This window comes from Streptomyces sp. NPDC002787 (assembly GCF_053592095.1).
In genome coordinates this window covers 255,164-281,767 of record NZ_JBSFVC010000007.1, presented here as the reverse complement: position 1 = coordinate 281,767, position 26,604 = coordinate 255,164, and the positions used below count along the sequence as shown (strand labels likewise).

The 26,604-nt window shown below is 71.0% G+C and carries 29 protein-coding genes; 17 read left to right on the top strand and 12 right to left on the bottom strand.

The window, feature by feature from the left end; all coding sequences use genetic code 11:
• Window positions 1-101 precede the first annotated feature (101 nt).
• From ACWD26_RS12570 to ACWD26_RS12550, 5 genes are all read right to left on the bottom strand, one after another.
• On the bottom strand, window positions 102-509 hold the full coding sequence (locus ACWD26_RS12570; RefSeq protein WP_451269054.1) for a four-helix bundle copper-binding protein: 408 nt from the start codon (window positions 507-509) through the stop codon (window positions 102-104).
• Window positions 510-674: 165 nt separating this feature from the next.
• Window positions 675-1,208 carry a DUF4396 domain-containing protein gene (locus ACWD26_RS12565; RefSeq protein WP_451269052.1) on the bottom strand — a complete coding sequence of 178 codons (534 nt, stop codon included), beginning with the start codon at window positions 1,206-1,208 and terminating at the stop codon, window positions 675-677.
• A 259-nt stretch (window positions 1,209-1,467) separates the two neighbouring features.
• Window positions 1,468-2,766 carry an MFS transporter gene (locus tag ACWD26_RS12560; protein ID WP_451269050.1) on the bottom strand — a complete coding sequence of 433 codons (1,299 nt, stop codon included), beginning with the start codon at window positions 2,764-2,766 and terminating at the stop codon, window positions 1,468-1,470.
• Window positions 2,763-3,887, bottom strand: a complete 1,125-nt coding sequence (locus tag ACWD26_RS12555; protein ID WP_451269048.1) for a PLP-dependent cysteine synthase family protein — start codon at window positions 3,885-3,887, stop codon at window positions 2,763-2,765. The genes ACWD26_RS12560 and ACWD26_RS12555 overlap by 4 nt, the downstream gene beginning before the upstream one ends.
• Before the next feature lie 782 nt (window positions 3,888-4,669).
• Complete coding sequence (locus ACWD26_RS12550) at window positions 4,670-5,119, bottom strand: hypothetical protein (protein WP_451269046.1); 450 nt, start codon at window positions 5,117-5,119, stop codon at window positions 4,670-4,672.
• Window positions 5,120-5,304: 185 nt separating this feature from the next.
• Between ACWD26_RS12550 and ACWD26_RS12545 the strand changes: the two genes are divergently transcribed.
• From ACWD26_RS12545 to ACWD26_RS12490, 12 genes are all read left to right on the top strand, one after another.
• Window positions 5,305-5,673, top strand: a complete 369-nt coding sequence (locus ACWD26_RS12545; RefSeq protein ID WP_451269044.1) for a BlaI/MecI/CopY family transcriptional regulator — start codon at window positions 5,305-5,307, stop codon at window positions 5,671-5,673.
• Window positions 5,670-6,581: a M56 family metallopeptidase gene (locus ACWD26_RS12540; protein ID WP_451269042.1), complete on the top strand. Its 912-nt coding sequence runs from the start codon at window positions 5,670-5,672 to the stop codon at window positions 6,579-6,581. The genes ACWD26_RS12545 and ACWD26_RS12540 overlap by 4 nt, the downstream gene beginning before the upstream one ends.
• A gap of 147 nt (window positions 6,582-6,728) precedes the next feature.
• Window positions 6,729-7,754 carry an NlpC/P60 family protein gene (locus tag ACWD26_RS12535; RefSeq protein ID WP_451269040.1) on the top strand — a complete coding sequence of 342 codons (1,026 nt, stop codon included), beginning with the start codon at window positions 6,729-6,731 and terminating at the stop codon, window positions 7,752-7,754.
• A gap of 390 nt (window positions 7,755-8,144) precedes the next feature.
• Complete coding sequence (locus ACWD26_RS12530; RefSeq protein ID WP_451269038.1) at window positions 8,145-9,056, top strand: DUF5134 domain-containing protein; 912 nt, start codon at window positions 8,145-8,147, stop codon at window positions 9,054-9,056.
• Between the two features lie 393 nt (window positions 9,057-9,449).
• Entirely contained in the window at window positions 9,450-9,746 is a 297-nt protein-coding gene (locus ACWD26_RS12525; RefSeq protein WP_451269036.1) for a heavy-metal-associated domain-containing protein, read from the top strand.
• Between the two features lie 106 nt (window positions 9,747-9,852).
• Window positions 9,853-12,159 carry a heavy metal translocating P-type ATPase gene (locus tag ACWD26_RS12520; protein ID WP_451269034.1) on the top strand — a complete coding sequence of 769 codons (2,307 nt, stop codon included), beginning with the start codon at window positions 9,853-9,855 and terminating at the stop codon, window positions 12,157-12,159.
• A gap of 112 nt (window positions 12,160-12,271) precedes the next feature.
• Window positions 12,272-13,417 (top strand): serine hydrolase domain-containing protein, encoded by a 1,146-nt coding sequence (locus ACWD26_RS12515; protein WP_451269032.1) that lies wholly within the window; start codon window positions 12,272-12,274, stop codon window positions 13,415-13,417.
• 350 nt (window positions 13,418-13,767) lie between these two features.
• Complete coding sequence (locus ACWD26_RS12510; RefSeq protein WP_451269030.1) at window positions 13,768-14,217, top strand: MarR family winged helix-turn-helix transcriptional regulator; 450 nt, start codon at window positions 13,768-13,770, stop codon at window positions 14,215-14,217.
• Window positions 14,204-14,731, top strand: coding sequence for an aspartate carbamoyltransferase (locus ACWD26_RS12505; protein ID WP_451269028.1), 528 nt, complete (start codon window positions 14,204-14,206; stop codon window positions 14,729-14,731). Before ACWD26_RS12510 ends, ACWD26_RS12505 begins: the two co-directional genes overlap by 14 nt.
• A gap of 273 nt (window positions 14,732-15,004) precedes the next feature.
• Complete coding sequence (locus ACWD26_RS12500; RefSeq protein ID WP_451269026.1) at window positions 15,005-15,559, top strand: DUF6153 family protein; 555 nt, start codon at window positions 15,005-15,007, stop codon at window positions 15,557-15,559.
• A gap of 106 nt (window positions 15,560-15,665) precedes the next feature.
• Entirely contained in the window at window positions 15,666-16,331 is a 666-nt protein-coding gene (locus tag ACWD26_RS12495; protein WP_451269024.1) for a DUF305 domain-containing protein, read from the top strand.
• A 140-nt stretch (window positions 16,332-16,471) separates the two neighbouring features.
• The gene (locus ACWD26_RS12490; RefSeq protein ID WP_451269022.1) at window positions 16,472-17,350 is read left to right on the top strand and encodes a F510_1955 family glycosylhydrolase; all 879 of its coding nucleotides are present in this window, start codon (window positions 16,472-16,474) and stop codon (window positions 17,348-17,350) included.
• Window positions 17,351-17,575: 225 nt separating this feature from the next.
• Here ACWD26_RS12490 and ACWD26_RS12485 read toward each other — a convergent pair whose 3' ends face one another.
• The 4 genes from ACWD26_RS12485 to ACWD26_RS12470 all read right to left on the bottom strand — a co-directional run bounded on the left by ACWD26_RS12485 (window position 17,576) and on the right by ACWD26_RS12470 (window position 19,687).
• Entirely contained in the window at window positions 17,576-18,214 is a 639-nt protein-coding gene (locus ACWD26_RS12485; RefSeq protein ID WP_451269020.1) for a VOC family protein, read from the bottom strand.
• A gap of 164 nt (window positions 18,215-18,378) precedes the next feature.
• Window positions 18,379-18,870 (bottom strand): DUF2218 domain-containing protein, encoded by a 492-nt coding sequence (locus tag ACWD26_RS12480; RefSeq protein WP_451269018.1) that lies wholly within the window; start codon window positions 18,868-18,870, stop codon window positions 18,379-18,381.
• Between the two features lie 19 nt (window positions 18,871-18,889).
• Window positions 18,890-19,015, bottom strand: a complete 126-nt coding sequence (locus ACWD26_RS12475; RefSeq protein ID WP_451269016.1) for a DUF2218 domain-containing protein — start codon at window positions 19,013-19,015, stop codon at window positions 18,890-18,892.
• A gap of 9 nt (window positions 19,016-19,024) precedes the next feature.
• A complete protein-coding gene (locus tag ACWD26_RS12470) occupies window positions 19,025-19,687 on the bottom strand; it encodes a class I SAM-dependent methyltransferase (protein WP_451269014.1) in 663 nt (220 codons plus the stop codon).
• Between the two features lie 52 nt (window positions 19,688-19,739).
• Here ACWD26_RS12470 and ACWD26_RS12465 point away from each other — a divergent pair, with 52 nt between their 5' ends.
• Window positions 19,740-20,402, top strand: a complete 663-nt coding sequence (locus tag ACWD26_RS12465; protein WP_451269012.1) for a TetR/AcrR family transcriptional regulator — start codon at window positions 19,740-19,742, stop codon at window positions 20,400-20,402.
• 51 nt (window positions 20,403-20,453) lie between these two features.
• Here ACWD26_RS12465 and ACWD26_RS12460 read toward each other — a convergent pair whose 3' ends face one another.
• On the bottom strand, window positions 20,454-21,266 hold the full coding sequence (locus ACWD26_RS12460) for a hypothetical protein (protein ID WP_451269010.1): 813 nt from the start codon (window positions 21,264-21,266) through the stop codon (window positions 20,454-20,456).
• 149 nt (window positions 21,267-21,415) lie between these two features.
• The gene (locus ACWD26_RS12455; RefSeq protein WP_451269009.1) at window positions 21,416-21,835 is read right to left on the bottom strand and encodes a hypothetical protein; all 420 of its coding nucleotides are present in this window, start codon (window positions 21,833-21,835) and stop codon (window positions 21,416-21,418) included.
• Between the two features lie 217 nt (window positions 21,836-22,052).
• Between ACWD26_RS12455 and ACWD26_RS12450 the strand changes: the two genes are divergently transcribed.
• Both ACWD26_RS12450 and ACWD26_RS12445 read left to right on the top strand, forming a co-directional pair.
• The gene (locus ACWD26_RS12450) at window positions 22,053-22,235 is read left to right on the top strand and encodes a hypothetical protein (protein WP_451269007.1); all 183 of its coding nucleotides are present in this window, start codon (window positions 22,053-22,055) and stop codon (window positions 22,233-22,235) included.
• Window positions 22,236-22,385: 150 nt separating this feature from the next.
• The gene (locus tag ACWD26_RS12445; protein ID WP_451269005.1) at window positions 22,386-22,754 is read left to right on the top strand and encodes a hypothetical protein; all 369 of its coding nucleotides are present in this window, start codon (window positions 22,386-22,388) and stop codon (window positions 22,752-22,754) included.
• A gap of 59 nt (window positions 22,755-22,813) precedes the next feature.
• On the opposite strand, the gene ACWD26_RS12440 is transcribed toward ACWD26_RS12445, so the two are convergent.
• Window positions 22,814-23,476 (bottom strand): TetR/AcrR family transcriptional regulator, encoded by a 663-nt coding sequence (locus ACWD26_RS12440; RefSeq protein WP_451269003.1) that lies wholly within the window; start codon window positions 23,474-23,476, stop codon window positions 22,814-22,816.
• A gap of 115 nt (window positions 23,477-23,591) precedes the next feature.
• Here ACWD26_RS12440 and ACWD26_RS12435 point away from each other — a divergent pair, with 115 nt between their 5' ends.
• Complete coding sequence (locus tag ACWD26_RS12435; protein ID WP_451269001.1) at window positions 23,592-25,169, top strand: DHA2 family efflux MFS transporter permease subunit; 1,578 nt, start codon at window positions 23,592-23,594, stop codon at window positions 25,167-25,169.
• Entirely contained in the window at window positions 25,166-26,599 is a 1,434-nt protein-coding gene (locus ACWD26_RS12430; protein ID WP_451268999.1) for a DHA2 family efflux MFS transporter permease subunit, read from the top strand. Before ACWD26_RS12435 ends, ACWD26_RS12430 begins: the two co-directional genes overlap by 4 nt.
• The last annotated feature ends 5 nt before the right edge of the window (window positions 26,600-26,604 follow it).

The following is a 26,604-nucleotide window of genomic DNA, read 5'->3' as shown; positions in this document are numbered from 1 at the left end:
GTTGTCCGCTCCCGCTTACAAAACCACGCACCTCCACGGCGGCCGATTTCCTGGGACGAGCGTCTGGCATGGGCACAGGGGCGTGAGCCCGTCTGATGGGGTCAGCCGAGCGCCTGGAGGAGGTCGTTGCACGCCTGCTCGCACGAGCGGCAGGCTTCGGCGCACAGGCGGCAGTGCTCGTGCATGTCGGCGTGTGCGGAGCATTCGTCGGCGCAGGCTGTGCATGCGGTGGCGCACGCGGTGAGTATCGCGCGGGTGATGTTGGCGTCATAGCCGGTGTGGCGGGACAGGACGGACGCCGCGGCGTTGCAGATGTCGGCGCAGTCCATGTCGGTGCGGATGCACTTGGTGAGATCGCCGACCATGCCCTCGGACAGGCAGGCGTCCGCGCACGCCGTACACGCCTGGGCGCAGGCGATGCATTCCTCGATGCACTTGGTGAGCTTCTCGCGGTCGACGTCACCGAGATCGGCCGGGTACGTGGCGAGCATGTCCTTGACCGTGGCCATCACAGATCGCCTCCTCTGGCTGCCACAGGCCGGCGGACCGGGCGGCCTGACTTCTTCGACGTGCGGCGCTGCACTTCCCGGATAGCCACCAGGAGGCGTGACAAACGCGCCTGGGGCGCCCCCTGATCAAGCGGGGCGCCCCACGTGCGTGCCGGTTCGGGCAGGTCAGTGGTAGGCGTGAACGACGGCGTGGCCCTTGCCGCGGCCGATCATCCACTTGTTGACCGGAGTGGTGATCAGGAAGGCGACACCGAAACCGCCCAGCAGGGCGGACCAGAACAGCCCGTCCGACAGATGGGCGTCCATCGCACCCGAGAGAGCGATGATCGCGTTGTCGACGAACTCCATCACCGCGATGGAGACGGTGTCAGCGGCCAGCGCGACCTTGATCGCGGACTTGAGGTCCAGGCCGACCCGGAGGACCGCGAACAGGGTGAAGGAGTAGCCGAAGAGGAACGCGAGGGTGATCGCCAGGACCATGGTGGGCACATTGCCCCACAGCAGGGCGGTGCCGATCACCATGCCGAGGATCTCGCCGATGGCACAGCCGGTCAGGCAGTGCAGCGTCGCCTTTGCCGCCGTCCCCCAGGACGCCCCTGCGTGCCCGCCGTGGTGCGCCCCCTGATCGGCGGGAGCGGGGTGGGCCCCGTGGGCGGCGTGGTCGTGCTCCGTGCCGGCGTGATGAGCGCTGTGGTCCATGACCTTTCATCCCCAATCCCGTCCAGTGTGACCCGTTCCCGGGCTCCACACCACAAACCATATACCCCCCGGGGGTATGGCTCAAGCGTTGCGCGGAACATCGGTCAGCGGGATCCGGGACTCTCACACCCCAAGACCGGGAGGCCCCGTAGCCGGTCCGCGGGGCGCCGCCGGCTTGGCCGGTCGGAGCGGAGCACGCTGCCCCGCAGGGGCGGGCGCTGTTTGGCGCCCGTCCCTGCTTCCCAGGACCGGTGGTGGGTCAGGCCACGACGGGCCGCGGCTCGGGTGTCGGGGTCGCCAGACGGCCGGTGCGGTGCAGGCCGTACAGGGCGGCCGCGCAGGCGAGGCCGAGCGCGACCAGGGAGATCCACGGCAACCCAGGCATGCCCGCCTCGCGGGCGGCGTCGAGCGCGGCGCCGGTGAGCAGGTTGCCGAGCGTGATGCCCACCCCGCAGATGGTGTTGTACAGCCCGTAGTGCGTGGCCACCAGGCGGTCACCGGCGAGGCGGACGATGGTGTCCATCTCGAAGGGGTAGGCGATCATCGTGCCGATCGCCAGCAGCAGCGCGGCGAGGGTCGGCGGGACCGCCGCGAGCAGCCACAGTCCGACGCCGGCTTCCGGTACGGGTACGGCGGTGGCCAGCAGCAGGGGTACGAACGCCAGGCCCATGGCCGCGAGCCCTCGGGTCAGTGCCTGGCCGGGCTCGTAGCGGGCCTTGCACCAGGCGGTCACCTTGGTCTGGCCGAGGATCGTGCTGAGTCCGGAGACCGCGAAGAGCGTCGCGACCGCCGCCGTGCCGAACTCGCCGTCGCCGCCGAGCCGGCGCACCTCCAGCGGCAGGGACAGGTAGACCTGGAAGGTGAGGACGTACGAGCCGATCATGGCTCCGGAGAAGAGCAGGAACGGCCGGTTGGCGAGGATGCCGCGCCACTGGGCGAGCACGCTCTCCCGGACCCGGCTCTCCTTCTTCTCGGTGTCCTCGGCCCGCCGGGCGGGCAGGGCGCGGATCTGCACAATGCTGAGCAGGGCGAAGATTCCGGCCGCAACCAGGCAGGTGATGCGGAAGTCCACCCCGGTCAGCACCATGCCCACCAGCGGGCCCAGCAGGATCCCGGCCTGGTAGAAGACGTTGAACAGCGCGAACGCCTCGACCCTGCGCTCCCCCGCGTCCGCGGCGAGATACGCCCTCACCGCCGGATTGAACAGCGCCCCGGCCAGCCCGGTCGCCGCGGAAGCGGCGATCAGCGCAGCGAGCGAGTCGACCAGCCCGAGCGTCGCGAAACCGACCGTGCGCAGCACACACCCGGCCACGATCATCGGCTTATAGCCGAACCGGTCGGCGAGCGTTCCGCCGACGAGGAACATGCCCTGCTGGCTGAAGTTCCGTACTCCCAGGATGAGTCCGACCAGCCAGCCGGCCAGTCCGAGCGTTCCGGACAGGTGGGCGGCCAGGTACGGCATCAGCATGTAGAAGCCGAGGTTGATGGTGAACTGGTTCACCATCAACAACTGGACACTGCGTTCGTACGTGCGTACCTGCGCAAGGGTGCCCTTCACCGGCCCTCCCCCTCCGCCGCGTCGGCCTCGGCGTCGTCCGACAGGTCGGTCAGGGCGAGCGGATCGACCACGGCGGTGCACCTTGTCCAGCGGGTGACCTCCTTCTCATCCACGCGGCCGATCACCTCCGGCTCGGGCGCGGGCGGGGAGTCGAGCAGGCCGTGGGCAGCGCAGTAGTCGTCGTCGAAGACCGTCCCGAGGTAGCGCTGCGGGCCGTCGGGGAAGATCGCCGCGATCCGGGTGTCCGCAGGCAGGGTGCGGGCGAGCCATCCGGCGGCCAGGGCGACCGCGCCCACGCTCCACCCGCCGGTGGCGTAGTGGGATGCGGCCAGCTGCCGGCAGGTCCACACCGCCTCGGCCGGGGCGACCCAGTGGACCTCGGAGAAGTTGTCGTAGGCGACGTTGCGGGGGTAGATGCTCGAACCCAGGCCCCGCATCAGCCGGGGCCGGGCCGGCTGGCCGAAGATGGTGGAGCCGACGGTGTCGACCCCGACCACCTTGAGCTCGGGGTAGAGCTGCTTGAGGACGCGGGAGACGCCGGCGGAGTGGCCGCCGGTGCCCACGCTGCACACCAGGACGTCGATGTGGCCCAGTTCGGTGGCCAGTTCCAGGGCGAGCGGGGTGTAGGCGGTGGTGTTGTCCGGGTTGTTGTACTGGTCCGGGCACCACGAGCCGGGGTGCTGCGCCATCAGCTGCTGGACGCGTTCGCGGCGCGCCTGCTGCCAGCCGCCAGTGGGGTGGGGTTCAGAGACCACGTTGACCTGGGCGCCGTAGGCGGTCAGCAGCCGGGTCATGGACATCTCCAGGCCGGGGTCGGTGACCAGGGTGACCGGGTGGCCGTAGACCATCCCGGCCAGGGCCAGGCCCAGGCCGAGGGTGCCGCTGGTGGACTCGATGATCCGGGCGCCGGGCAGCAGGTCGCCGCGGGCGCGGGCCCGCTCAACCATGTGCAGGCCGGGCCGGTCCTTGATCCCTCCGGGGTTGAAGCCCTCCAGCTTCGCCCAGAAGCCGCGGTCCGCGGGCGTCAGCGGCTCGGACACCCGCAGCAGCGGTGTGTTGCCCACCAGACCCGCCAGGGCGGATCGGTCCGGTGTGACGGTCGTGTTCGTCGGTGACTGCATCTCTTTCGCTCTCGCTCGATGAATGCGCGGTGCGTGCTCATCTCGCGCCACGGCTCCAAGGCGGAAGGTCGGTCTGGGCCTGTGGAGCCGTCGCGCGGCAGCCGGTTGGTGCAGACGGCTGCGGGCGGGAGGTCTAGATGCGCCACCGGGAGGTGCGGGCGAGTGCTATCCGTCCCGCGCGTGTCCTTCGCCGCTGGTACGGCTGACGAGACACGGGCCGCAATCCGAGAACCGCCAAGGAGCCGGCGAGCGCCAGCGTTCCTGCGTCGGCAGGCGGTTGCTCCGCTGCCTGGGTCGTCGTACGTACGACTCCGTCCGGCGCACACTCCTCGCTCTCGTGGTGCCGGTGGGGTCCGTGCGGCCCCGCATCGCCCACCGCCGATGCGGTGGCGGCGGCAGCCGGCCGGTGATTGTCTTCGGTCGGCCCGTGCGCGAAGGCGCACAGGCCGACCACCAGGAGCAGGCCGCAACGGATCAGAAAGACGAGCTGTCGGAGCCGATGTGAGGATCGGGCCCGCTGGGCATACGCGGGCGTACGGGAGTGTGTCGGCACAGGTCCTCCGTGCGTCCACCGCCTCTGTGTGCCACGGCGGCAGCCATGGCACACAGAAGAACGGCAGGCATGGGTGGGGGGGCAGGACGGCGTCGACGATGCAGACCGGGGATCCACGTCGGCGGGCACGGGATCCGGTCCTTGTCGCGCCGGGACTTCGGCGAACGCTCCACTGACCCGTGGCGAACGGGCGGGCCGGAGCGACCGGACGGGAGGAGCCAGCCGAGTCCTAGACCTGCTGAACCACGGATGATCTGACGGCTGCTGACGGCGAGACAGTAACCGCCGAGTCGCTGAGGCCACGCTTCACCGCGGCGCGCCCGGAAGCAGCCGATTCGCTAACCGAGGCAGCAAAGCATGGCGGTGTGAGGACCGGGCCCAGATGCGGTTGGGCGGACACGCACTGCTCGCCCGGATGCGACGAGCCGTGATCATCATGTCCGCCGCCCGCTGCGACAAGACGGGACAGCGCCTGTGTGTCCGTGGCGTCGTGGGCATCGTCGGGCGACATGGTGGCAGGCGCCACTGCGCTGGTCACCATATGTCCATGGATGCTCTCGGCGTTCACTGCGTGCGTGAACACGACGCCGAACAGCAGCACGGCCAGGCCCAGTACGCGCAGCGGACCCGCAGACGCACGGGCCCGCACGATGCGCGGGAGCGGCCAAGCCGTAATCATGCCGTGATCCTAGCGGCCCGTTGGGCTTGATCCACCAACTCCCCTGAAACAGCGCGTTAACGCGCCAGGCAAATGACCTGTTTGCTTCGGCGAGGGAGTGATGGCGGCCGACCGCGGCAGGCCACTGATCCGCCCAGGGAACGATCTACTATGTGGCTGCGTAGTGCGGCGATAAGGGAGCGACCATGCGGCGGCTGGGGGAACTTGAGGCGGAGATCATGGACCGCCTGTGGCGCTGGAAGCGCCCCGCGACGGTCCGGGAGATCGTCGACGACATCAACAAGCAGCGGCCGCTCGCCTACACCACCGTGAACACGGTGGCCACGATCCTCTACAACAAGGGCTGGCTGCTGCGCGGGAAGCAGGGCCGCGCCTGGGTGTACTCGCCCATCCGCACGCGTGAGCAGTACTCGGCCGCCCTGATGGAGGAGGCGCTCGGTGCCAGCGAGGACCGCCCCGCGGCCCTCGCCCACTTCGTGCAGCAGATGAGCCCCGCAGAAGTCGGCGCCCTGCGCGAGGCGCTGGCCACCGCCGAGCGGCAGGACGGTCCGTGAACGCGGCTCCGGTCCTGCTCGGTTACGCCGGGGCGGTCGGGTTCCTCGCCCCGCGGCTGCTGCTGCGCAGCGCCTGGCCGTATCGCGCACCGGCTCTTGCCGTGGCTTCCTGGCTGGCGTTGTCCGCGTCGTTCACCGTGACGGTCGCGCTGGCCGTGTACCAGCTCGCCGCCCCGACCGAGCACCTGCATGCCGACCTGATCGGCCTGCTGCACTCGTGCGGCCTGACGACCAGCACGGGCGGCCCCGATCCCACGGTGGCCGCGCGGCTGGCGGTGGTCCTGCCCGCTGTCGTGGTGCTTGTCGTCCTCGGCTCCTTCGTCTTCGAAGCGCTGCGGGGCCGGCGCACCCGGTCCCGTCACCGGAAGGTCCTGGATCTGGTGGGCCGCCGCTCTGCGCGGCTCGGCGCCACTGTCCTCGACCACGAGCTGCCCGCCGCTTACTGCCTTCCCGGGCACCGGCCGCGCGTCGTCGTCAGCGCCGGTGCCCTGCGGCTGCTGTCCGCCGGGCAGCTCGACGCCGTACTCGCACACGAACGCGCGCACATCGCCGGCCGTCACCACCTGGCCCTCGCCGCCACCGAGGCGTTCTCGAGGATCTTCGGCCCGCTTCCGCTGGCCCGGCACGGCAGGCAGCAGACGGCCGTACTCCTGGAAATGATCGCCGACGACCGGGCCCTGCGCCGGCAGCCCCGCGAGGTGCTCGCCGCCGCGGTGTACGGCATGGCGGCCGGAGCGGCACCCGCGGGCGCGTTCGCGGTGGGCGGCCCGAGTGCGCTGCTCCGTCTGCGCCGGCTGCTCACGCCGCAGCGGCGGCCACACGCCACACTGCGGGCCTCTGTAGCCGTGGCGACAGCGGCGGTGCCACTGATCCCGCTGCTCCTGGGCTGCGTGCACGTCATCACCTAATCAGGGCAAACCCTCCCGATTTTTCGGACAAGATTGCGATGCGAACTACGAAGCTACTAAGTTGCTCGCGAACTTGATCGACGCCACGGCACCGACCGAGGACGGCTCCCGCCGCCCGCCGCAGGTGAACAGAGGAGCTGTCGCAGGATGGGAACCCACCGCCGACCGAAGCCGCCGAGCCGCTCCCGGCTCGCCGTCCTGGCCGCAACGGCGGGGACCGTCTCCCTCCTGCCGACCCAGAGCCAGGCCGCGCCGAAACCATCCATCGACGAGGTGCGCCAGCAGGTCGCGGAACTCTACGAGGAGGCGGAGGCTCCGACCGAGGAGTACAACACCACCCTCGAGAAGAAGGCCAAGCTCCAGAAGGAAGCCAAGCGCGCCCAGGAGCAAGTAGCCCGGCAGCAGCAGGAGATCAACGAACTGCGCGACCAGATGGGCCCGATGGCCGCCGCCCAGTACCGCAACGGCGGCCTGGACCCCAGCGTGCAGCTGTTCCTCTCCTCCGACCCGGACGACTATCTCGACAAAGCGGAGAGGGCCGACCGCCTGAGCTCACGCCAGGTCTCCATGCTGAGCAGCCTGCAGGCTAAGCAGCGCGAACTCGCCCAGACCCGCACCGAGGCAGCCAGGAAACTGAGCGAGGCCGAGAAGGCCAGCAAGCGGCTCAGCGACAAGAAAGAGGAGATCCAGGGCAAACTCCGCGAGGCCCGAAAGCTCCTCAACAGCCTCACCGTGGACCAGCGCGCCCAGCTGGAGGCCAAGGAGGCCGCCGCCGACAAGGCCGCCGGCACCAGCGACAGCGCGGCCACGTACAACGGCCCCGCCAGCGGGCGCGCCCGTACCGCCATCGAGTTCGCCTACGCCCAGCTCGGCAAGCCGTACGGGTGGGGCTCGACCGGGCCGGACTCCTACGACTGCTCCGGGCTGACCGGCGCGGCCTGGCGCGCGGCCGGCGTCTCGCTGCCGCGCACCGTCCAGGAGCAGTACTCCGCGGGACGCAAGGTCGCGAAGTCGGACCTGCAGCCCGGCGACATCATCTACTGGTACAACAGCAGCCAGCACAACGGCATCTACATAGGCGACGGCAAGGCCATCCACGCGCCGCGCACCGGCAAGAACATCGAGATCACCCCCCTCAGTTACATGCCGTACTTCGCGGCCACACGCCCCTGAGCCGTGAGGCTGGGAAGGGCAGCCAGCCTCACGGCTCCCCTGCGCACGGCTCCCGTAGGGCCAACGTGCGCAGCAGACCGGGCTGCAGGCCGGGATTACGCCTTGCCCTAGCCGCCCCGACGGCGGGCGACTACGCACACCCTCCGCCGGCCTCCTCCAGGACAACGACGGCTTGCTCTCCGGCGCGCCCGCCATCGGGCTCGGCAGGCGGCTTTGGCGCTCATAAGCCAGTAGTCGTGAGATGCGGCCGCACGGGTCGCGCGAGCGAGAAGGTCCCGGCGCGAAACTCCGCGGGACCCGTGAGCACTCTCCCGCCCCGATACGTACTAAGGGTCCTAGCAGTTGAAGACCTTGCAGTGACGCGGGGGGGGGCGAACGGGAAGGGTGGAGATGGGAACTCTGGCTCTGAGCTGGTCCATTGCGGCGGTCGCCGCCCTCGTCGCCGCCGTCAGCGCGGTCAGCGTGATGACCACCAGCGGCGAGGCTCGGTTCGCGGCGGGCGGTGACCTGCTGATGGGCCTGTCCATGGCTGCGATGGCCCTGCCCGCGACGGTGGCCTGGTACGCGGAGTACGGCATGTGGTGGGCTGCGGCATTCGCCCTCCTGGGGCTCGGCGCCGTCGTGCTGGCCACCAGGCACACGCGCGAGCGCGGCTGGACATACGGCCGCCACTGGGTGCACCTCATTGTCGGCAGCGTGGGCATGGTGATCATGACGCTGGCGATGACGAGCACGTCCTCCGGTCCGGTACTCGCCCTCGGCCACGGGCACGCCATGGCCGGAATGCCGGGGATGGACCACGCAGAAGGCATGGAACACGCGGCAGACACGCAGCACACCGCCGGAACGCAGCACGCGGCCGGCATGGGGCACACGGGCGGCGTGGAGTCCATGCCGGGGATGAGCATGCCGGGCAGTGCCCATGCCGCCACCGCCGGGGCCGACACCTCGTCGTCCGCGATCTGGCGCTGGGTGATCGCCGCGCTCGCCGTCTACTTCCTGCTGTCGATCGCCGCGTCCGTGTGGCAGCGCGTCCGCGGGGCGAAGCGGAACAGCCTCGCCGATGGCCGCGAGAGCGGCCGGCGCCGCAACTGGGCCCGCTGGCTGCTCACCATGCCGGACACGGTCGTCGTGTACCTGGCGTCACTGACGCTCTCCGCGTGGGACAGGACCCGCACCGCGGAGCGGGGTCGCCACGGTGGCCGACGCCGCCGGATCGGCGCCGCGCCGGAGGCGGCGCTCGCCGCCCACATCGGCATGGGCGGAACCATGTCCGCCATGCTGCTGATGATGACCATGTGACGGTCAGGACACCCAGGACAGCCCTGGCCCGCCCACGGCACCCCTGCCGCGCTCACCAGTTCACCAGGGCAGGACGGCCCCCTTCACCGACCGCCACCAACCCCTCCCCCATCCAGGCCCCTCTCCGCAGCGACAGACGGCAGCACGGCGGCCTCATCGTCGTGCGCGAAACCCATTGACGCCCGCCGGTCCGCATGACCGCCCCCCTCAGTTGGCACGCCTGAACCGCTGAACCGCGCGGATCACAGCGAGGCTCATGCCTGCATGCCCACCCGTGTGGGCAGCACCACACGACAGGAATACCCCTGGGGGGTATATTGTTGACTCACGTGAGAGGGGCGGGGATCGAGCCTCTCCCGGAACGCCTACGCATCGACACCTGAGGAAGAAGTCATGACCGACCAGAAGACCTCCGGCTCCTGCTGCTCCACCGACGGCTCCTGCAACTCCGGTGCGGCATCCGACGCCCAGGGCGCGGGCGTCACCACCGTCTACAAGGTGTCCGGCATGACCTGCGGCCACTGCGAGGGCGCGGTCTCGCAGGAGATATCCGCGCTGGACGGCGTGAGCGCGGTCACGGCCGTCGCCAAGACCGGCGAGGTGACCGTCGCCTCCGCGGCCCCGCTCGACGAGGAGGCCGTGCGCGCCGCCGTCGACGAGGCGGGCTACGAGCTCGTCGGCACCGCCTGAGCCCGCCCCGGGGCCCAGCCCCAGGCACGCGATGTCCTCTCCGCCGGGACGTATCGCTCCGCTGATACGGACGCCGTACGTCCCGGCCCACCCCAGGAGAATCCCCATGACCAGCACGGCTCCCGAGACAACCGGAACGGATCCGCAGAGGGCGGTTCCCGGCCGGGCTTCCGCGCCCGCCGCCGAGGTCGAGCTTTCCATCGGCGGCATGACCTGCGCCTCGTGCGCGGCCCGCATCGAGAAGAAGCTCAACCGCATGGACGGCGTCACGGCGACCGTCAACTTCGCCACCGAGAAGGCGAAGATCTTCTATCCGGACGGGATCGAGGTCGCCGACCTCATCGCCACGGTGGAGAAGACCGGCTATACGGCCGAGGAGCCGCCGCCTCCCGCTCCCCCGGCCGGTGACGAAGGCGAAGCCAAGGCGGCTTCGCCCGCCGCGCACGGGGAGTTGGTCTCCCTGCGGCAGCGTCTGTTCGTGTCGGTGGCGCTCTCGGTCCCGGTCGTGCTGATGGCGATGGTCCCGGCCCTGCAGTTCGACAACTGGCAGTGGCTGTCGCTGACGCTGGCCGCTCCGGTCGTGGTCTGGGGCGCCTTCCCCTTCCACAGGGCCGCCTGGACCAACGCCCGGCATGGGGCCGCGACCATGGACACGCTGGTGTCCCTCGGCACGCTCGCCGCGCTCGGCTGGTCACTGTGGGCACTGTTCTTCGGGCACGCCGGGATGCCGGGCATGCGGCACGGCTTCGAGTTCACCATCTCCCGCTCGGACGGCTCCTCCTCCATCTACCTGGAGGCCGCGGCCGGCGTGACCACGTTCATCCTCGCCGGGCGCTACCTGGAGGCACGCGCCAAGCGGAAGTCGGGCGCGGCTCTGCGGGCGCTGCTGGAGCTCGGCGCCAAGGACGTCTCCGTGCTGCGCGGCGGCAAAGAAGTACGCATCCCGGTCGGGCAGTTGGCGGTCGGTGACCGCTTCGTCGTACGGCCTGGGGAGAAGGTCGCCACCGACGGCACCGTCGTCGAAGGCAGCTCCGCCGTGGACGCCTCCATGCTGACCGGCGAGTCGGTGCCGGTGGACGTGACCGTCGGCGACGCCGTCACCGGCGCCACCGTGAACGCCGGCGGACGGCTGGTCGTCGAGGCGACCCGGGTCGGCTCGGACACCCAGCTCGCGCGGATGGCGAGGCTGGTGGAGGACGCGCAGAACGGCAAGGCCGAGGTGCAGCGCCTCGCCGACCGGATCTCCGGCGTCTTCGTCCCCGTGGTCCTGCTGATCGCCGCGGCCACCCTCGGCGGCTGGCTCGGCGTCACCGGCGACGCGACCGCCGCCTTCACCGCCGCCGTCGCTGTACTGATCATCGCCTGCCCGTGCGCGCTGGGACTTGCCACCCCGACCGCGCTGATGGTCGGCACCGGACGCGGCGCCCAGCTCGGCATCCTCATCAAGGGCCCGGAGGTCCTGGAGTCCACCCGCCGCGTGGACACCGTCGTCCTGGACAAGACGGGGACCGTGACCACGGGCCGGATGCAGCTGCAGGACGTCTTCACCGCGCCGAGGGTCGACGAGGCGGAACTGCTGCGTCTGGCGGGCGCGTTGGAGCACGCCTCCGAGCACCCGATCGCCCAGGCCATCGCAGCTGGTGCGATCGAGCGGGTGGAGACGCTCCCTGTCCCGGAGAACTTCGAGAACGTCGCCGGACTCGGCGTGCAGGGCGTGGTCGATGGCCACGCGGTGCTCGTCGGCCGTGAGAAGCTCCTCGGTGAGTGGGTGATCGAGTTGCCCCGCGAGCTGGCCGAGGCCAAGGCCGCGGCGGAGGCCGAGGGGCGTACGGCGGTGGCTGTCGCCTGGGACGGCGAGGCACGCGGTGTTCTCACCGTCGCCGACGCGGTCAAGGACACCAGCGCCGAAGCGGTCGCCGAGCTGCGGCGGCTGGGTCTGAAGCCGGTCCTGCTGACCGGCGACAACCAGCTCGTCGCCGAGTCGGTGGCGCGGGCGGTCGGCATCGACGAGGTGATCGCCGAGGTGCTGCCCCAGGACAAGGTGGACGTGGTCAAGCGGCTGCAGGTTGAAGGCCGTACGGTCGCGATGGTCGGCGACGGTGTCAACGACGCGGCCGCCCTGGCCACCGCCGATCTGGGCCTGGCCATGGGCACCGGCACGGACGCGGCGATCGAGGCGGGCGATCTGACCCTCGTCCGCGGGGACCTGCGGGTGGCGGCCGACGCGATCCGCCTGTCCCGCAAGACGCTGGCCACCATCAAAAGCAACCTCTTCTGGGCCTTCGGCTACAACGTCGCCGCCCTGCCGCTCGCCGCCGCCGGCATGCTCAACCCGATGATCGCCGGAGCCGCGATGGCGTTCTCCTCGGTCTTCGTCGTGACCAACAGCCTGCGCCTGCGGTCCTTCAAGTAGCCGGGACCCCGGGTGAGGAACCTCAGATGACCGCGCAACACCGTTGACGAGAAGTGCCCGGCCGGCAGACCGGGCACCTCACGTACCCGAGGGAGGTCGAAAGGTGGGCGAGATGTCCGAGTTACCCAGCGGGACGGAGCACGTCACCCACGAGGTGGACGGGGAGAACATCGAAGGTTTCGCCGCGGACGGGTACGACGCCGTACGTGAGGTCTTCCAGCGGCTGGTGGACGACGGGCTGGAGACGGGGGCGGGCCTGTCGGTCTGGCGCGACGGCCGGGAAGTCGTCCGGCTGAACGCGGGGTGGGCCGATGCCGCACGGAGCCGTCCGTGGCGCAGCGACATCCTGGTCATGCCGTACTCCCTGTCGAAGGCGTTCGTCACGATCGCAGCCCTGGTGGCAGTGCGCGAGGGCGCGCTGACGCTGGACAAGCCGATCGCCACGCAGTGGAAGGCATACGGGGTCCGGGGCAAAGAGCGGACCACCCTGCGTCAGGTGCTCACCCACCGGGCGGGCCAGCCCCGCTTCCCGGCAGAGGCCGCGGGTCTCGACCTGCTGGACGACGCCGGGCTGCGGGACAGCCTGGCGCAGGCGGCACCGGAGTACGTTCCCGGAACGTCGCTCGGAGAGCACGCGCTGACCTACGGCCACCTGGTCGACGGCATCCTGCGCGCAGCGGCCGGAACCACCTTGGGGGCGATGTTCAACGACGTCGTACGGCCCGCACTCGATCTCGACGCCTTCTTCGGCGTACCGGACCACGCACTCGACCGCGTCGCCGACCTCGAGTACGCGAACCCCGACTGGCCGCAGCAGCTGCACGCCGCACCGTGGCTGCGGATTCCCGACGGCGCCCTGGACACGGCGCGGATGAACTCCCGGGCCGTGCGGCAGTCGGTGTTCGGCGCGGTCAACCTGCACACGACTGCCACCGCGATGGCCCAGTTCTTCTCCCACCTCACCTGCGAGGACGGGCCCGTACGCCAACTGCTGGGACCGCAGCTGCACACCGAACTCCTCACCTCCCAAGTCACCGACTACGACGAGGTCTTCGGCACCCGCATCACCTGGACGCTGGGCTTCGTCCGCGACAAGGGAAAGATCGCCAAAGGCGGCATCGGCGGCTCCGCAGCCTGGTGGTCGCTCCGCCACCGCCACGCCTGCGCCTACCTGACGCGCCGCCTGGACGACCACTCCCGGGCCGCCCAGATCGCCGCCGCCCTGGGTGACGACCTGACCGTGGTCGGCGAGGACTGAGCAGAAGCCCGCGGCGCTGCCCGCCGGGGCAGCGCCGCCGTGTCCAGGGGCATGACCCTGCCGAGCCACTTCCGGTCGCACGATGGGTGTCTCGTCGTACGGCTGGGGTGCCGTACGCCGGCCCGGCCGTACGGCAGCCATCCGCAGGTCATCGTGGCGGGAACGATGAGTGCGTCGCCGGGACCCACCTCCGCACGCTCGACGGGCTCCACTCACGCGGTCCATGCGGCCACCGCCGACGGCTGAACTGCCGATCAGCACGGTCCATCCCGTGGTTTACCCGTTGCAGTGGGCGCCGCCCCCTAGGCAAGTGGTTGTACGTTCGAACCTCTTGGTTGTATGGTCGAACCATGTCGAGGGATCGCAGGGCTGATGACCCGATCGTTCTCCAGAAGGCCCTAGGGAGTTTCATCCGCGCCTTCGGACTGCACCAGCCGGAAACCACACCCTGCGGCCAGCCGATCTCCGTCTCCGAGGCACACGCCCTGGGCGAGCTGGCCGAGGAAGGCGAACTGCGGCAGGTCGAACTGACCCGGCGGCTGCGGCTGGAGAAGAGCACCGTGAGCCGACTGGTCCGACAACTGTCCACCCGCGGCTGGATCGAACGCGTCCCCGCACCGGACGACGGACGGGGCGTCGTTCTGCGCCTCACCCCCTCAGGCCGGCGAGCCGCCCAGAACCTGGCAGAAGCACGACGGGAGCGCTTCTCCCGACTCCTTGAATCGATCCCGGCCCACGAACGGGAGGGCGTACTGCACGCCCTCGACGTCATGAAGGAGGCACTGGATGAGGAACGTTAAACGCCGGGCCCTGGGGGCGGCTGCGGCCGTGGCCGTCACCGGCGCGGCGGTGGCTGCGGCCCTGGCGTTCGGCGGATCGCAGCAGGATCCGGGCGACCGGCAGACAGATCGGCAGAAGGTGGTGGCCCAGCGAGGGCAGAGCGTCATGCCCTTCGATCTCGAACAGACCACGCACCGCTTCACCCCCACAGCGACGGGCGGAACCCAGGACGTCGTGGCCGACCAGCGCGGCGACGCCGAGCAGGTGGACCTGATACGCGCGCACCTGCGAAAGGAAGCCCAGGCGTTCAGCCGTGGGGACTTCTCAGACCCGGCCCGGATCCACGGCGCGGACATGCCCGGCCTCGCCGAACTACAAGAGGGCTATGACCGTTTCGAGGTGCGGTACGAGGAACGGGCGGACGGGGCCACCTTGACGTACACCGCAGATGATTCCGCGCTGGTCGACGCCCTGCACAGCTGGTTCGAGGCCCAGCTCGGCGACCACGGCGCACACGCCGAGCCAGGCCACTGAACTGACGGGCCCCAGCCGAAGGCTCCTGCAGCACCCTCAGGAGGGCAGGCCCGCGCGATGCCTTCCACCCTCGCATTGCCTGATCCGCCGCGCGCCCGCCGTCACGGCCACAGCCACCTCCGCGGTGGCCCTGGCCGCCTGCGACGTGAACGACCGCCTCTCCGTCAGTCGGGGCGGCCGCTGCAGCGGCGGCCCCGGTACACACCCCAGCAGTCGGCCCGTCGGCCACCGGGCTCCGTGATCGCCGCTTTGGGACGAGCCGGACCGACGCGGATGAGCGGATGGCTGTGGCTCGACGGCAGTCTCCGCGCGCGTTGGGTAGTGTCGGAGGGGCAGATCAGCAAGGGCCAGGGACGGGACTTCAAAATGCAGGCGAGCCGGTACGTACGCGCGGGAGGCGCCCTCGGGCACCTGCTGCTCGTCGTCGTGCTCGCGTTCGGCGTCTTCGCCATGCACACCCTGGGGCATCCCGACCACTCCTCCGGCTCCGCCATGAGCACCGCCTCCCACTCTGCGCCGATGGACGCGGCTGCCGCGGTCCACGACCCCATGAGCGCTCCCGCCGTCACAGGCACGGAGACGGCCGGCCATGCGGCGGATCCGTCGGACTCGTCGTCCACACACGAGCCCGGCATGGCAATGGACATGCTGTCGCTGTGCCTGGCGGTCCTCTTCGGCGCTTGGGTGCTCGCCACGCTCCTGAAGTCCGCGCTCGCCCGCCACCAGGAGTGGCTGGCGCGGCTGCTCGCCCAGGTCGCCGCCGTACTGCGGCCCAATCCCCCGCCGCGCAGACCCGATCTCACCCAGTTGTCGGTCCTGCGGCTGTAGGCCGAACCGCACTCGCGGGCGCGCACACGCGCGATCCCGCGACTTCGCGTACGCCCAAGCAGCCAGCAGAACAGCAACAGAACCGACATACGAGGTGACATCCACCATGACTGCCTTCACGCGCGCCCTGCGCCGCAAGCCCGCCCGCCGCCTCACCGCCGTGGGCCTCGTCACCGCCGGCGCCCTGTTCCTCGCCGCCTGCGGCGGCGACGACATGAGCGGCATGGACCACGGCAGCGACAGCAGCTCGGCATCCGCGACGGCGACCGACCAGGCCGGGGATGCCGGTAAGTCCGGGGACTTCAACGACGCGGACGTCAGCTTCGCGCAGATGATGATCCCCCACCACGAGCAGGCCCTGGACATGGCGAAGCTGGCCGACGGCCGCGCCTCCGACGCGGAGATCAAGGACCTCGCCACCAAGATCGAGAAGGCCCAGGACCCCGAGATCAAGACCATGAAGGGCTGGCTGGAGTCCTGGAAGCAGCCGACCGCGGCGGAGTCCATGCCCGGGATGGACCACGGGGGCCACGGCAGCGGCGACGGCATGATGTCCGAGGCGGACATGGACGAGCTCAAGGCCATGAAGGGCACCGAGTTCGACAAGGCGTTCGCCGAGATGATGATCGAGCACCACAACGGCGCGATCACCATGGCCAAGGACGAGCAGAAGAACGGCAAGAACGCCGACGCCAAGAAGATGGCCGGCGACATCATCAAGGGCCAGTCCGCCGAGGTCGAGCAACTCCAGAGCATCCTCGACCGGCTCTGAGCCCCGTCGACGCGCCGCACGGTCGGTCCGCGTCTCGCACCGCCCGGGCCCACACCGCAGGCCCGGGCGGTCGCCCCCTCCTTTCCGCCACGCGCCCGGTCGCCGCCCCTGAGCGCCCGCACAACTCCCTCCGAGGACCCATGAACCCGCGCCTTGCCGCCGCGGCAGCCACCGCCGCCGCACTCACCCTCACCCTGACCGCCTGCGCCGGCGGCGACGCCAGCACGGACGCCTCCGCATCTGCTCCCGGATCCGGCGTCACCGTGAGCCACATCCACGGACTCGGCCTGGACCCTGCCGACCAGCGCCTGTACGTCGCGACACACGAGGGCATCTACACCCCCGGCGCCAAGGGCAACCCCGCCCTGGTCGGCGACAGCAAGGACGACTTCATGGGCTTCACCGTGGCCGGTGCCAAGACGTTCTACGCCAGCGGCCACCCCAGCACCGGCGCGGCCGGCCCGGGCAACAAGGGACTGATCAAGAGTAGGGACGCCGGCAAGACGTGGACGTCGCTGTCGCTCTCCGGAGAGTCCGACTTCCACGCCCTCGAATACGCCCACGGCACCGTCTACGGATACGACTCCACCAGCGGCCTGCTCCGCACCAGCCAGGACGGCAGGACCTGGAAGGACGGGGCGAAGCTCCAGGCACTCGACATCGCGGTCAGCCCTGAGGACCCCGGCCTCCTCCTGGCCACCACCAGCGAGGGAATCGCCCGCAGCACCGACGGCGGCAAGACCTTCGCCGGGGGCGAGCAGCCGGTGATGGCCTTCCTCTCCTGGCCGGCGAAGGATGCGCTGTACGGCATCGACACCGATGGCGCATTGCACCGCAGCACGGACGGCGGGACCACATGGAAGCATCTGGCCGCAGTGCCAGGCGGTCAGCCCCAGGCGCTCACTGCCGTCGGGGCCAAGCACGTCCTGGCCGCCACCCAGACCGGGGTCTACGAATCGGAGGACGGCGGCAAGACGTCCACCAAGCGCCTCGCCGTCAAGATGAGCGCCGGGCACTGATCGGCGCGCCCCCAGCCGTACTACGCCCGGTCCAGTCCCGACTCCTCTACGCCAAGGCGAACAGCGGGCAGGGAACTGGCTGCCGGACGCGGACGCCGCCCCCGATCACCGCCACCGGCACCGGCACCGGCACCGGCACCGGCACCGGCACCGGCACCGGGGACTACAGCTCGCGCCTTGCGAGGGCGCAAGTGAACCGCAGCGAACTGCCTGGAGGGCAGAACGTCATGAGTCGGTGATGCCCAGCGTGATGGTGGCCCCGTCGAGGAAGCCGATCTCGACCCGCAGCGGGCCAGCGGTGCCCGGCACGGTGTGCAGGACGCGGGGCTGTCCGCCGCACCAGCGTTGAATGTCGCCGGCCGGGCCGGCCACGTCGATGCGGGTGACGCCACGGGGCTGGCGTCGGTGTGGGGCGCTGAGGGCGGGGAGGCCCTCCGGCCAGTGGATGAGCGAGGGCAGCCAGGGGCGGCCGATGGTCGCGGGGAAGCCGGCGAGCGTGTACGGCGGGAAGCCGGGGCCTTCCGAGGGTGCCTCACTCACCGGCGCGTCATTGGCTGCGGCGAGGTCGCGCAGGCGGGAGGCATCCTCGATCAGCACCAGCCAGGCCATCGGGACCAGGGGCTCCGAGGGGTGCGCGGCAAGAGCTTTCCTGTCGAGCTCGAGCAGCGGCGGGCCGCCGGGTGCGGGAGGTTCGCCGTTCGGGTAGTGGATCTCCAGCAGGCCCTGCCCCAGCGGTACGACGAGGTTGGACAGCCCCAGGCCGGGGATGGTTCGCCCACGGGCGATGCCCAGTCCGGTCTGGCTGAGCACCTGCTCGGCGTCGGCTTTGCTCCGGGCGGCCAGGACTACGTGGTCGATCTCCATCCGTCCCCCCTTCTCGAGAACGTGATGTGCACCCGGCGTGACCGTAACCCTTAGTGGAAGTGATTTTCAAGACTGGCTCTCGTTGGTCCGTCCGGCCTAGGGCTGCGGGGACCAAGGCGGAGACAGCCTCTTCCTCGGCTTCCATCCGCTTCTGTTCGGCACTTTCAGCGGTTCTTCGAGGCGCGATTGCGGCCGAAGGCGAACCCGCCCAGGACGGCGATCTTCACCAGGACGACCGCCAGGACGCCGCCGACGGCCCAGCCCGTCCACCGCCAGTTCGCCAAAAGCATCCCGCCGAGCCCCAGGTGTACGGCGAGTACCAGCGCGATGACGGCCGCCAGCGCTGCCGCCCTGCGGTACTTGCGGCGCGGCACGACTCCCCCGCCGGACACCTCGACCGTACCGACGACCTCAGCGGAACCCGCAGCAGCCTCGGTTCGCCGCCAGCTCACACCCAGCCCCTCGCGTCGGCCGAACCTCTCGACATGCCCGGCGACAAGGCCCTGAAGGCGCCTCAGATCCTCCTCGTCGGCGGCTTCGACACGCAACGTCAGGACGCCCGCGGCGGTTCCCAGAGTGATCCGGCCCCAGGGCAGGCCGACTTCCCCCTCCGTGTCGGACCATTCGACCTGCGCCTGCTCCGCCACGGTCCACATGTCGCGCAGCGCCTGCGCGTCACCGCCCTGGTGGGCGTGCGGGCGGTGGCCGAGGTGGCGGCCCTTTGTCGGAGAAGTGCTTGCAGAGCTGGACGAGGTAGCGGCTGGGGCGCTCGGTCTCGACACGGGCTTCGGCGATCGGCATGGAGTTCCTTCAGATGCGGGTGAGAGCCACCAGCCACGCCCGGACGCCGTCCGGGTCGGTGGTGATGTCGATGATGGAGGGTTCGATCGAGTCGACGTGCCATCCGTCGGCGAAGGCTGCTTCGATCTCGGCCCGGGTCAGCTTGTGCACGCGCCCCCACTCGCCCTGCTGCCGGTCGCTGAAGCCGGGCATGAAGCAGCGGCCGCCCGGCGGCACGACCGACCGCAGGGATTCGACGTAGGCGACGCGGTCGTCGCCGTCGAAGAGGTGGAAGAGCCCGCAGCCGAGCACGGTGTCGAACACCTCGCCGAGCTCGGCCAGTTGTCGGGCGTCGTGCCGCAGGAAGCGCACCGCACGGCCTCGGGTGCGCGCCTTGTCCTCGGCCGTGCGCAGGGCGTTCGCGGCCAGGTCCACGCCGGTGGCGTCGAGGCCGAGCTCGGCCGCCATGAGGGCGTGCTCGCCGGTGCCGCAGCCGGCGTCCAGGACTCGGCCCCGCAGAGCACCGTCCTCGGCGAGGGCCAGGAACGCCGGCTGGGGACGGCCGATGTCCCACGGCGGCCGGGTGACATAGCCCCGATACCCGGGGGGCGAGTCGGGTCGGCCATGGTCGTCCCTCCCGTCGAGCGTGATCGTCCGGGCCTCTGTGACGACTCCAGCTTTATCGAGACACATTGTCACTTCCAATCCAGAGTGTCACAGCTTTGCCGGACCGTATGCTTGGGCCGTGCCCAAGCTGTGGACCGAGACGATCGACGCGCACCGCGCCGCCGTACGCGACGCGGTCCTTCAGACCACCGCGGCACTGGTCGCCGAACACGGGCTGACATCGGTGACGATGTCGCGGATCGCCAAGGACTCCGGGATCGGCCGCGCGACGCTGTACAAGTACTTTCCGGACGTCGAGTCGATCCTGCTCGCCTGGCACGAGCGCCAGATCGGCCACCACCTCGACCACCTCGCCGAAGTCCGGGACCGGACCGAGGGCGCCAGTGAGCGGCTCGAGGCCGTGCTGCGGGCGTTCGCCCTCGTCTCCCACGAGTCCCGCAGGCACCACGACGGCGACCTCGCGGCGTTCCTGCACCGCGACCAGCAGGTCACCGAGGCCCAGCGGCGACTCCACGGCATGGTCAGCGACCTGCTGGCCGAGGCCGTACCAACCGGCAGGGTCCGGGACGACATCGCACCCGACGAGCTCGCCGGCTACTGCCTGCACGCCCTGACCGCGGCCGGTGGCCTGCCGTCCAAGGCCGCGGTCCACCGGCTCGTCACGGTCACCCTGGCCGGGCTGCGGCCCGACCCCACCGGACCCGCGGAACACGGCTCCTCACACCCGCCGCACCACCACGAGCACCACTCCGCCCACGGCCATCACCCGGCCAGTTCATGAGCAGGGTCGCCGTACTCGGCTGACCCCACCGGGCACCGGCCTCGCGCACGATCAGTGGCCGTGGCCGTCCTCCGCGTGCCCGGCCTCCTCGGACGCGGGCGGGACGCTGGTCTGCGACGCACCGGACGTCGGAGTCCGGCCTCCGGATTCCTCGCCATGCCCTGTCCCGGCTTCCTCCGGCGCTTCCGCCTCCCCGGTCGTCTCCTCGCCGTGGCTGTGCCCGCCGCTGCCCGACTCGGCGGCCATGCCGTCGGCGATACCGCGCAGGCCGACGAAGGCCAGGGCGGCAGTCACCAGGATTAGCACGCCCGCCGGGCCGACGATGCTGCGCCACCGCGCCGGCTGGTACCGCAGGACGTACGCGATGAAGGACAGGGCCAGCCCGAACGGGATCAGCATCGCGGCCCGGGCGGGAAAGTCCTCGAAGTGCTGCAGCCCGCCGCTGAGCATGCCGATGCCGAACGACAGCGCGAGCGAGGCGGCCACGATGCCCAGCACCCTGGTCGCGCCGGGGCGCTGCTTGCTGAGTACGAACTCGTTCAGGACGGTGGCGAAGAGGAAGACAGCCGCGCCGACGACGGCGATGAGTGTGTAGCGGGCGGGGTCCAGGGGGTGGTGGACGATGGCGCCGCTGATCAGGCCGGCACCGACGAACGTGGTGGCGTAGCCGAGGTAGTCACCGAGCAGGGGTGTGCGCTTGGGTGCGCGTCGGCGGCCGCGCCGCCGGTCCGCGCGGCGCGGGGACATATCCGGCTCGGCCGGAAGCGGGGCGCGTCGCGCGGGCGCGGGGTGCGGCTCGCAGGGCTGCGGGGCCCGTCGGGACGCGGGCATGGCGGTGCGGTCGGCGAGGTCATGCTGGGACACGGAGGACGCCTTTCAGCGCAGGGCCGGTGCGCGGGTGCGTCGAGCCGGCCCGTGGGAGCGTGGACGGTGACTGGGAAGAGAGCGCCGGGCAAACCCGCTCGGCACTCATGGCGCGACCCCGTGGGTGCGCGCGTCAGTTCACCGTCGGCCTAGATCCGCAGCACCGACAGCCGCGCCCGTGCCGGGCCTCCGCCGGGATCCTGTGCCACTTCGGCCCCGCCCGCGAGGTGTGCCATACCGGTCCACGTCGATGTGCACGAAGGCGGGAGCAGCCACAAGCCGCTCGGGATCAGCGCGAGGCAGTCGGACGCAGGCGTCCCCTCGGTTTGGGCACGGTGCTGCGCGTCGTCGTGCTCCAGGACTGCGGCTGAGGCGTCCGGGTTCTGCGGGAGAGCGGCATCGTCGGCGAGGGCGGCGTGCACCTGAGGGGAGTGCGCCACCGCGTCGGACGCCGACACGCCGCCGTGCGCCCCGGCGTGGCTCAGGGTGTGCAGTACGCCGACGCCGAGCAGCAGGGTGAGCAGTACGAGCCGCAGGGCTACGCCGCTCGCCTTCATACCGCCGCTCACCCGTCCCGCCAGCCTGTCCGGCGCCTGTGCAGGCGCTGATCGTCACTCTTGGCGGCATCACCCTACCCATGGCACGGCGCTCCGGGATGCCGGGGCCGTACACGCACGCGCGATCGCACCATCGATACAAGGTGGATTGATAGAGACGTGCTGTATCGATAAATCTGGCCGCCTCAGCAGTACCCGACATGCACGCCGAAGACAGGACACCACCGGCATGACCGACTCACCGTCCGACCCGGGCACCGGCACGACATCCGACCACGGGCCCGCTCCCGCCGCTCCCCGCTGGGTGAAGGTGTCCGGCGCTGTCGCGGTAGCGCTGATCGTCCTGTTTGTCGTGCTGCACCTCACCGGCAGCGGGTTCGGCCCGGGCATGCACTCGGGCAGCGGTCACTGATGGCGATGCCGCCCCGCCTGCGCAAACTCGCGCTCACCGCGCACATCGCGGCCTCGGCGGGCTGGCTCGGCTCGGTCGCGGCCTTCCTGGCGCTCGCCGTGGCCGGCCTCGCCGGCCGCCCCGGAGTCACACAGGGCACAGGGCGCCTATGTGGCCATGGAGATCACCGGCTGGTACGTGATCGTCCCGCTGGCGTTCGCGTCACTGCTGACGGGGCTGGTTCAGTCCCTGGGCACCACGTGGGGGCTGTTCCGCCACTACTGGGTGCTGGCGAAGCTGGCCCTGACCGTACTCGCCACCTTCCTACTGCTGCTGCACATGCAGGTGGCCGGCCATGTGGCGGACGCGGTCACGGCGACGGTCGCGACCGGGACCGGCCTGGGCGGGATGCGGATCCAGCTCGTGGCCGATGCCGGTGCCGCCGTGCTCGTCCTGCTGGTGACCACGGGACTGTCGGTGTACAAGCCCCGGGGCGTGACCCGGTACGGATGGCGCCGACAGCAGGAGCAGCGAGCCTAGGCAGCGGTCGCGGCCCTTCGACTCAGGGGCAGGCCCGGGTCCGGGCCTGACCTGCCGCATCACCCGCGGGGGTCTGCCGCCTGCCGTGGGCCGTAGTGCCCCAGGAACATGTCCACTCCGCCGACGATGAGGCGGCCGGTGAGGTCGTCGTCGATGCGGGTTCCGTAGGTGCTGAAGACCATGTGGGGGAAGACCAGCAGCGCGTACAGCTGGATGATCGCGGCCTGGAGATCTGGGATGACCAGCCGCCCCTGGTCTGCGAGCGCGCGCAGGGCGCCGGCGACGGCCGGGTGATGGCCCTCCGGGCCGTGCCCCTGCCAGGCGCGGCCGAGTTCGGGGAAGCGGTGCTGCTCGGCGGCGACGAGGTTGCGCAGGGCGATGACGTCCTCGTTGGTCCTGACGGCGTGGACCCAGGCGCGAGCAGCCTCGATGAGTGCAGTCCGCAGGTCGTCGGCCTCGGCCAGCCCTTCGAGCGCGGCCGATGAGGCGTGGCCGAGGGGTTCGTCGAGTGCGCTGGTGATGACCGCGGTGAACAGCGCTTCCTTGCTGCCGAAGTGGTTGTAGACGGTCACCTTGGACACGCCCGCCTCAGCGGCGATGGCATCCATCCCGACACCGAACCCGTCCCTCAGGAACAGCTCGCGCGCCGCCCGGACGATCGCCTGCCGCTTCTGTTCGGCGCGGGGGCCGCTGGGGGGTGTCTTCACGCTGTCCACGCTCATGAGTCGATCCTAGCAATTGACTGAACTGAACAGTTGAGTTCATATGTACTGAGCCGTACAGTTCAGTTGTAGGCGGAAGCAGCCTGGGTCCGCCCCTGCCCCGGGAGAAAATCTCGTGCCCTCCACCTCGCATCTGGCCACCACCCCACCGGCTTCCGGCGCTCCGCCCGGCACCGCCAACCGGTGGCTCACCCTTGCCGTGCTCAGCGTGAGCCTGCTGCTGGTGGGCCTCGACACCACCGTGCTGAACGTCGCCCTGCCCACCCTGGTGAGCGAACTGGGCGCATCCACAAGCCAGTTGCAGTGGATCGTCGACAGCTACCTGCTGATGTCCGGCAGCCTGGTGCTGTTCTGCGGGAGCCTCGCCGACCGGCTGGGCCGCAAGTGGGTGTTCCTGACCGGGCTGGCCCTGTTCACGGCCGCCTCCGTGGCCGCCGCGTACGCGGACTCGGTCACCGCGCTGATCGTGGCGCGCGGAGCGATGGGCGTCGGTGAGGCACTGATCATGCCCGCCACGCTCGCGATCATCGGGCACGTCTTCCCGCGCGGCGCCGAGCGCACCAAGGCGATAGGCATCTGGTCGGCGGCGGTAGGCGTCGGCACCGTGATCGGGCCGATGGTCGGCGGCTGGCTGCTCAGCGACTTCTGGTGGGGCTCGGTCTTCCTGATCAACCTGCCCATCGGGATCGCCGGCCTGGCCGCGGCGGCCTTCCTGGTCCCGAACTCGCGGGCGCGGGAAGCCCGGCGGCTGGACTGGGCCGGTGCCCTGCTGTCGGTGGCGGCCGTCGCGAGCGTGTTGTGGGCGGTGATCGAGGGACCGGATCGCGGCTGGACCAGTCCTGCCGTGCTGTCCGTCTTCGCGGCGGGTGCGCTGCTGCTCGGCGCGTTCATCGCTTGGCAGCGCAGGAGCTCCGCTCCGATGCTGCCTCTGCGGATCTTCCGGCACAGGGCCCTGGCAATCGGTGATGTGCTGATCCTGGCGGGCGCGTTCGCGCTCATCGGCACGCTCTTCGTCGTCGTGCAGTACCTGCAGTTCGTCCTCGGCTACAGCGCCGGGCAGACCGGGCTGCGGCTCGGCCCGGCAGCGCTCGCCCTGCTGGTCGCCGGGCCGCTGGCGGGCGTACTGGTGCCGCGTATCGGGCTGCGGACGGTGTCGTCGGCCGGGCTCGCGCTGCTGCTTGCCTCGGCCGCCGTTCTCGCCACCACCGGGGCGGGTGACGGATACGGGCGGGTGCTGGTGGCGATGCTCCTGCTCGGCGCGGGGGCCGGGTTCGTCATCACCTCCACCAGCGACGCGATCGTCGGTTCCCTGCCGGAAACGGATCTCGGCGTCGGCTCGGCCACCAACACCGCCGCGCTCCAACTCGGCGCTGCGACCGGCGTCGCGGTCACCGGCAGCCTGCTCTCCGACCGCTACCGCAGCGGCCTCGCCAGGGATCCGCACAGCGCCCCCGTCCCGGCCGACGTGCTCGCCTCCGCCCAGGAGTCCCTCGGCACGGCGCTCACAGTCGCCCGGCACCTGCCAGGGGACGCCGGGCCCGCTTTCGCCGACGCCGCCCGCCGGGCCTTCGTCGACGGCCTGGCCCCGGCCATGTCCACCGGAGTCGGCATCACCGCCCTCGGCATCGTCGTCGCCCTCGTCTTCGCCCCTTCCCGAACCGCCTCCGCCTCTCGCGACAAGGACTCGTCATGACCCATTCCGCCACGGGCGCGCACCACGCGCCGGAACACCACCAGGCGCAGGCCGATCCGCACCGCTGGGCGGCGCTCGCCCTCATCTGCGTCGCGCAGTTCATGCTGATCCTCGACGTCACGGTCGTGAACGTCGCCCTGCCCGACATGGCCGCCGACCTTGCCCTCGACCGGGCGACGCTGACCTGGGCCGTCACCGCGTACACCCTGTGCTTCGGCGGTCTGATGCTGCTCGGCGGCCGGCTGGCCGACGCCTTCGGCGCCCGCCGCACGCTCCTGGCCGGGCTCGCGGTCTTCACCGCCGCCTCGCTGGTCACCGGGCTCGCCGAGAACGCGCCCATGCTGCTCGGCGGCCGGGTGGCGCAGGGCGTCGGCGCCGCCCTGCTCTCCCCCGCCGCGCTCTCGATCGTCACCACCACCTTCCAGGGCACCGAGCGCAACAAGGCGCTCGGCGTGTGGGCCGCGATCGGCGGCACCGGCGCGGCCGCCGGAGTCCTGATCGGCGGCGCGCTGACCGAGGGGCCGGGCTGGCAGTGGGTCTTCTACGTCAACGTGCCGGTCGGCCTCGCCGTCCTCGCGGCCCTGCCCGCCCTCGTCCCCGCCCGCGCACCGCAGCCGGCCCGGCTCGACCTGCCCGGCGCGCTGCTGGTCACCGCGGGCACCGGCTCGCTCATCTACGGCCTGGTGGAGGCCGGGGACGCAGGCTGGGGCAACGCCGCCACCCTGCTGCCGCTGTTCGCCGCGGTGATGCTCTACGCGGGGTTCGCCGCGGTCGAACGCGCGAGCCGGGCCCCGCTGATGGACCTGCGGATGTTCACCCGGCGCCCGGTGCTCGCGGGTGCGTTCCTGATGCTGATGGCCACCGCGTTGCTGATCGCGTACTTCTTCCTCGGCTCGGTCTACCTCCAGCACATACGGCACTTCGGTCCGCTGAAGACCGGTCTGCTGTTCCTGCCGGTGGCCGTGGCGACGGGCCTCGGCGCCCACCTCGCCTCCCGGCTCGTCGGGCGGATCGGCAGCCGCGCCGTCGCCGTGGCCGGCATGGCCATGGCCGCTGCCGGATCCGTGCCACTGACCCAGCTGTCCGCCGGCGGGAGCGTGTACGCGGGTCTGCTGCCCGGCTTCGTCGTCGCCTTCCTCGGCCTCGGCGGGGTCTTCGTCACCGCCACCACCACCGCGCTGGGCATGGTGGAACACCATGAGGCGGGCCTCGCATCCGGAGTCGTCAACACCTTCCACGAGGTGGGCGGTTCGATCGGCGTGGCGGTCGTCTCCACCGTCGCCGCCTCCGGCATCGACTCCGGCGCCGTCGGTGGTTTCACGGACGCCTTCACCGTGTGCGCCGTCGCAGCGGCGACGAGTGCGGTGGTGGCGCTGGGCCTCGTACCGCGCGGCAAGCCACAGATGAGCGGCGGCCCGCACGTGCACTGAAGCAT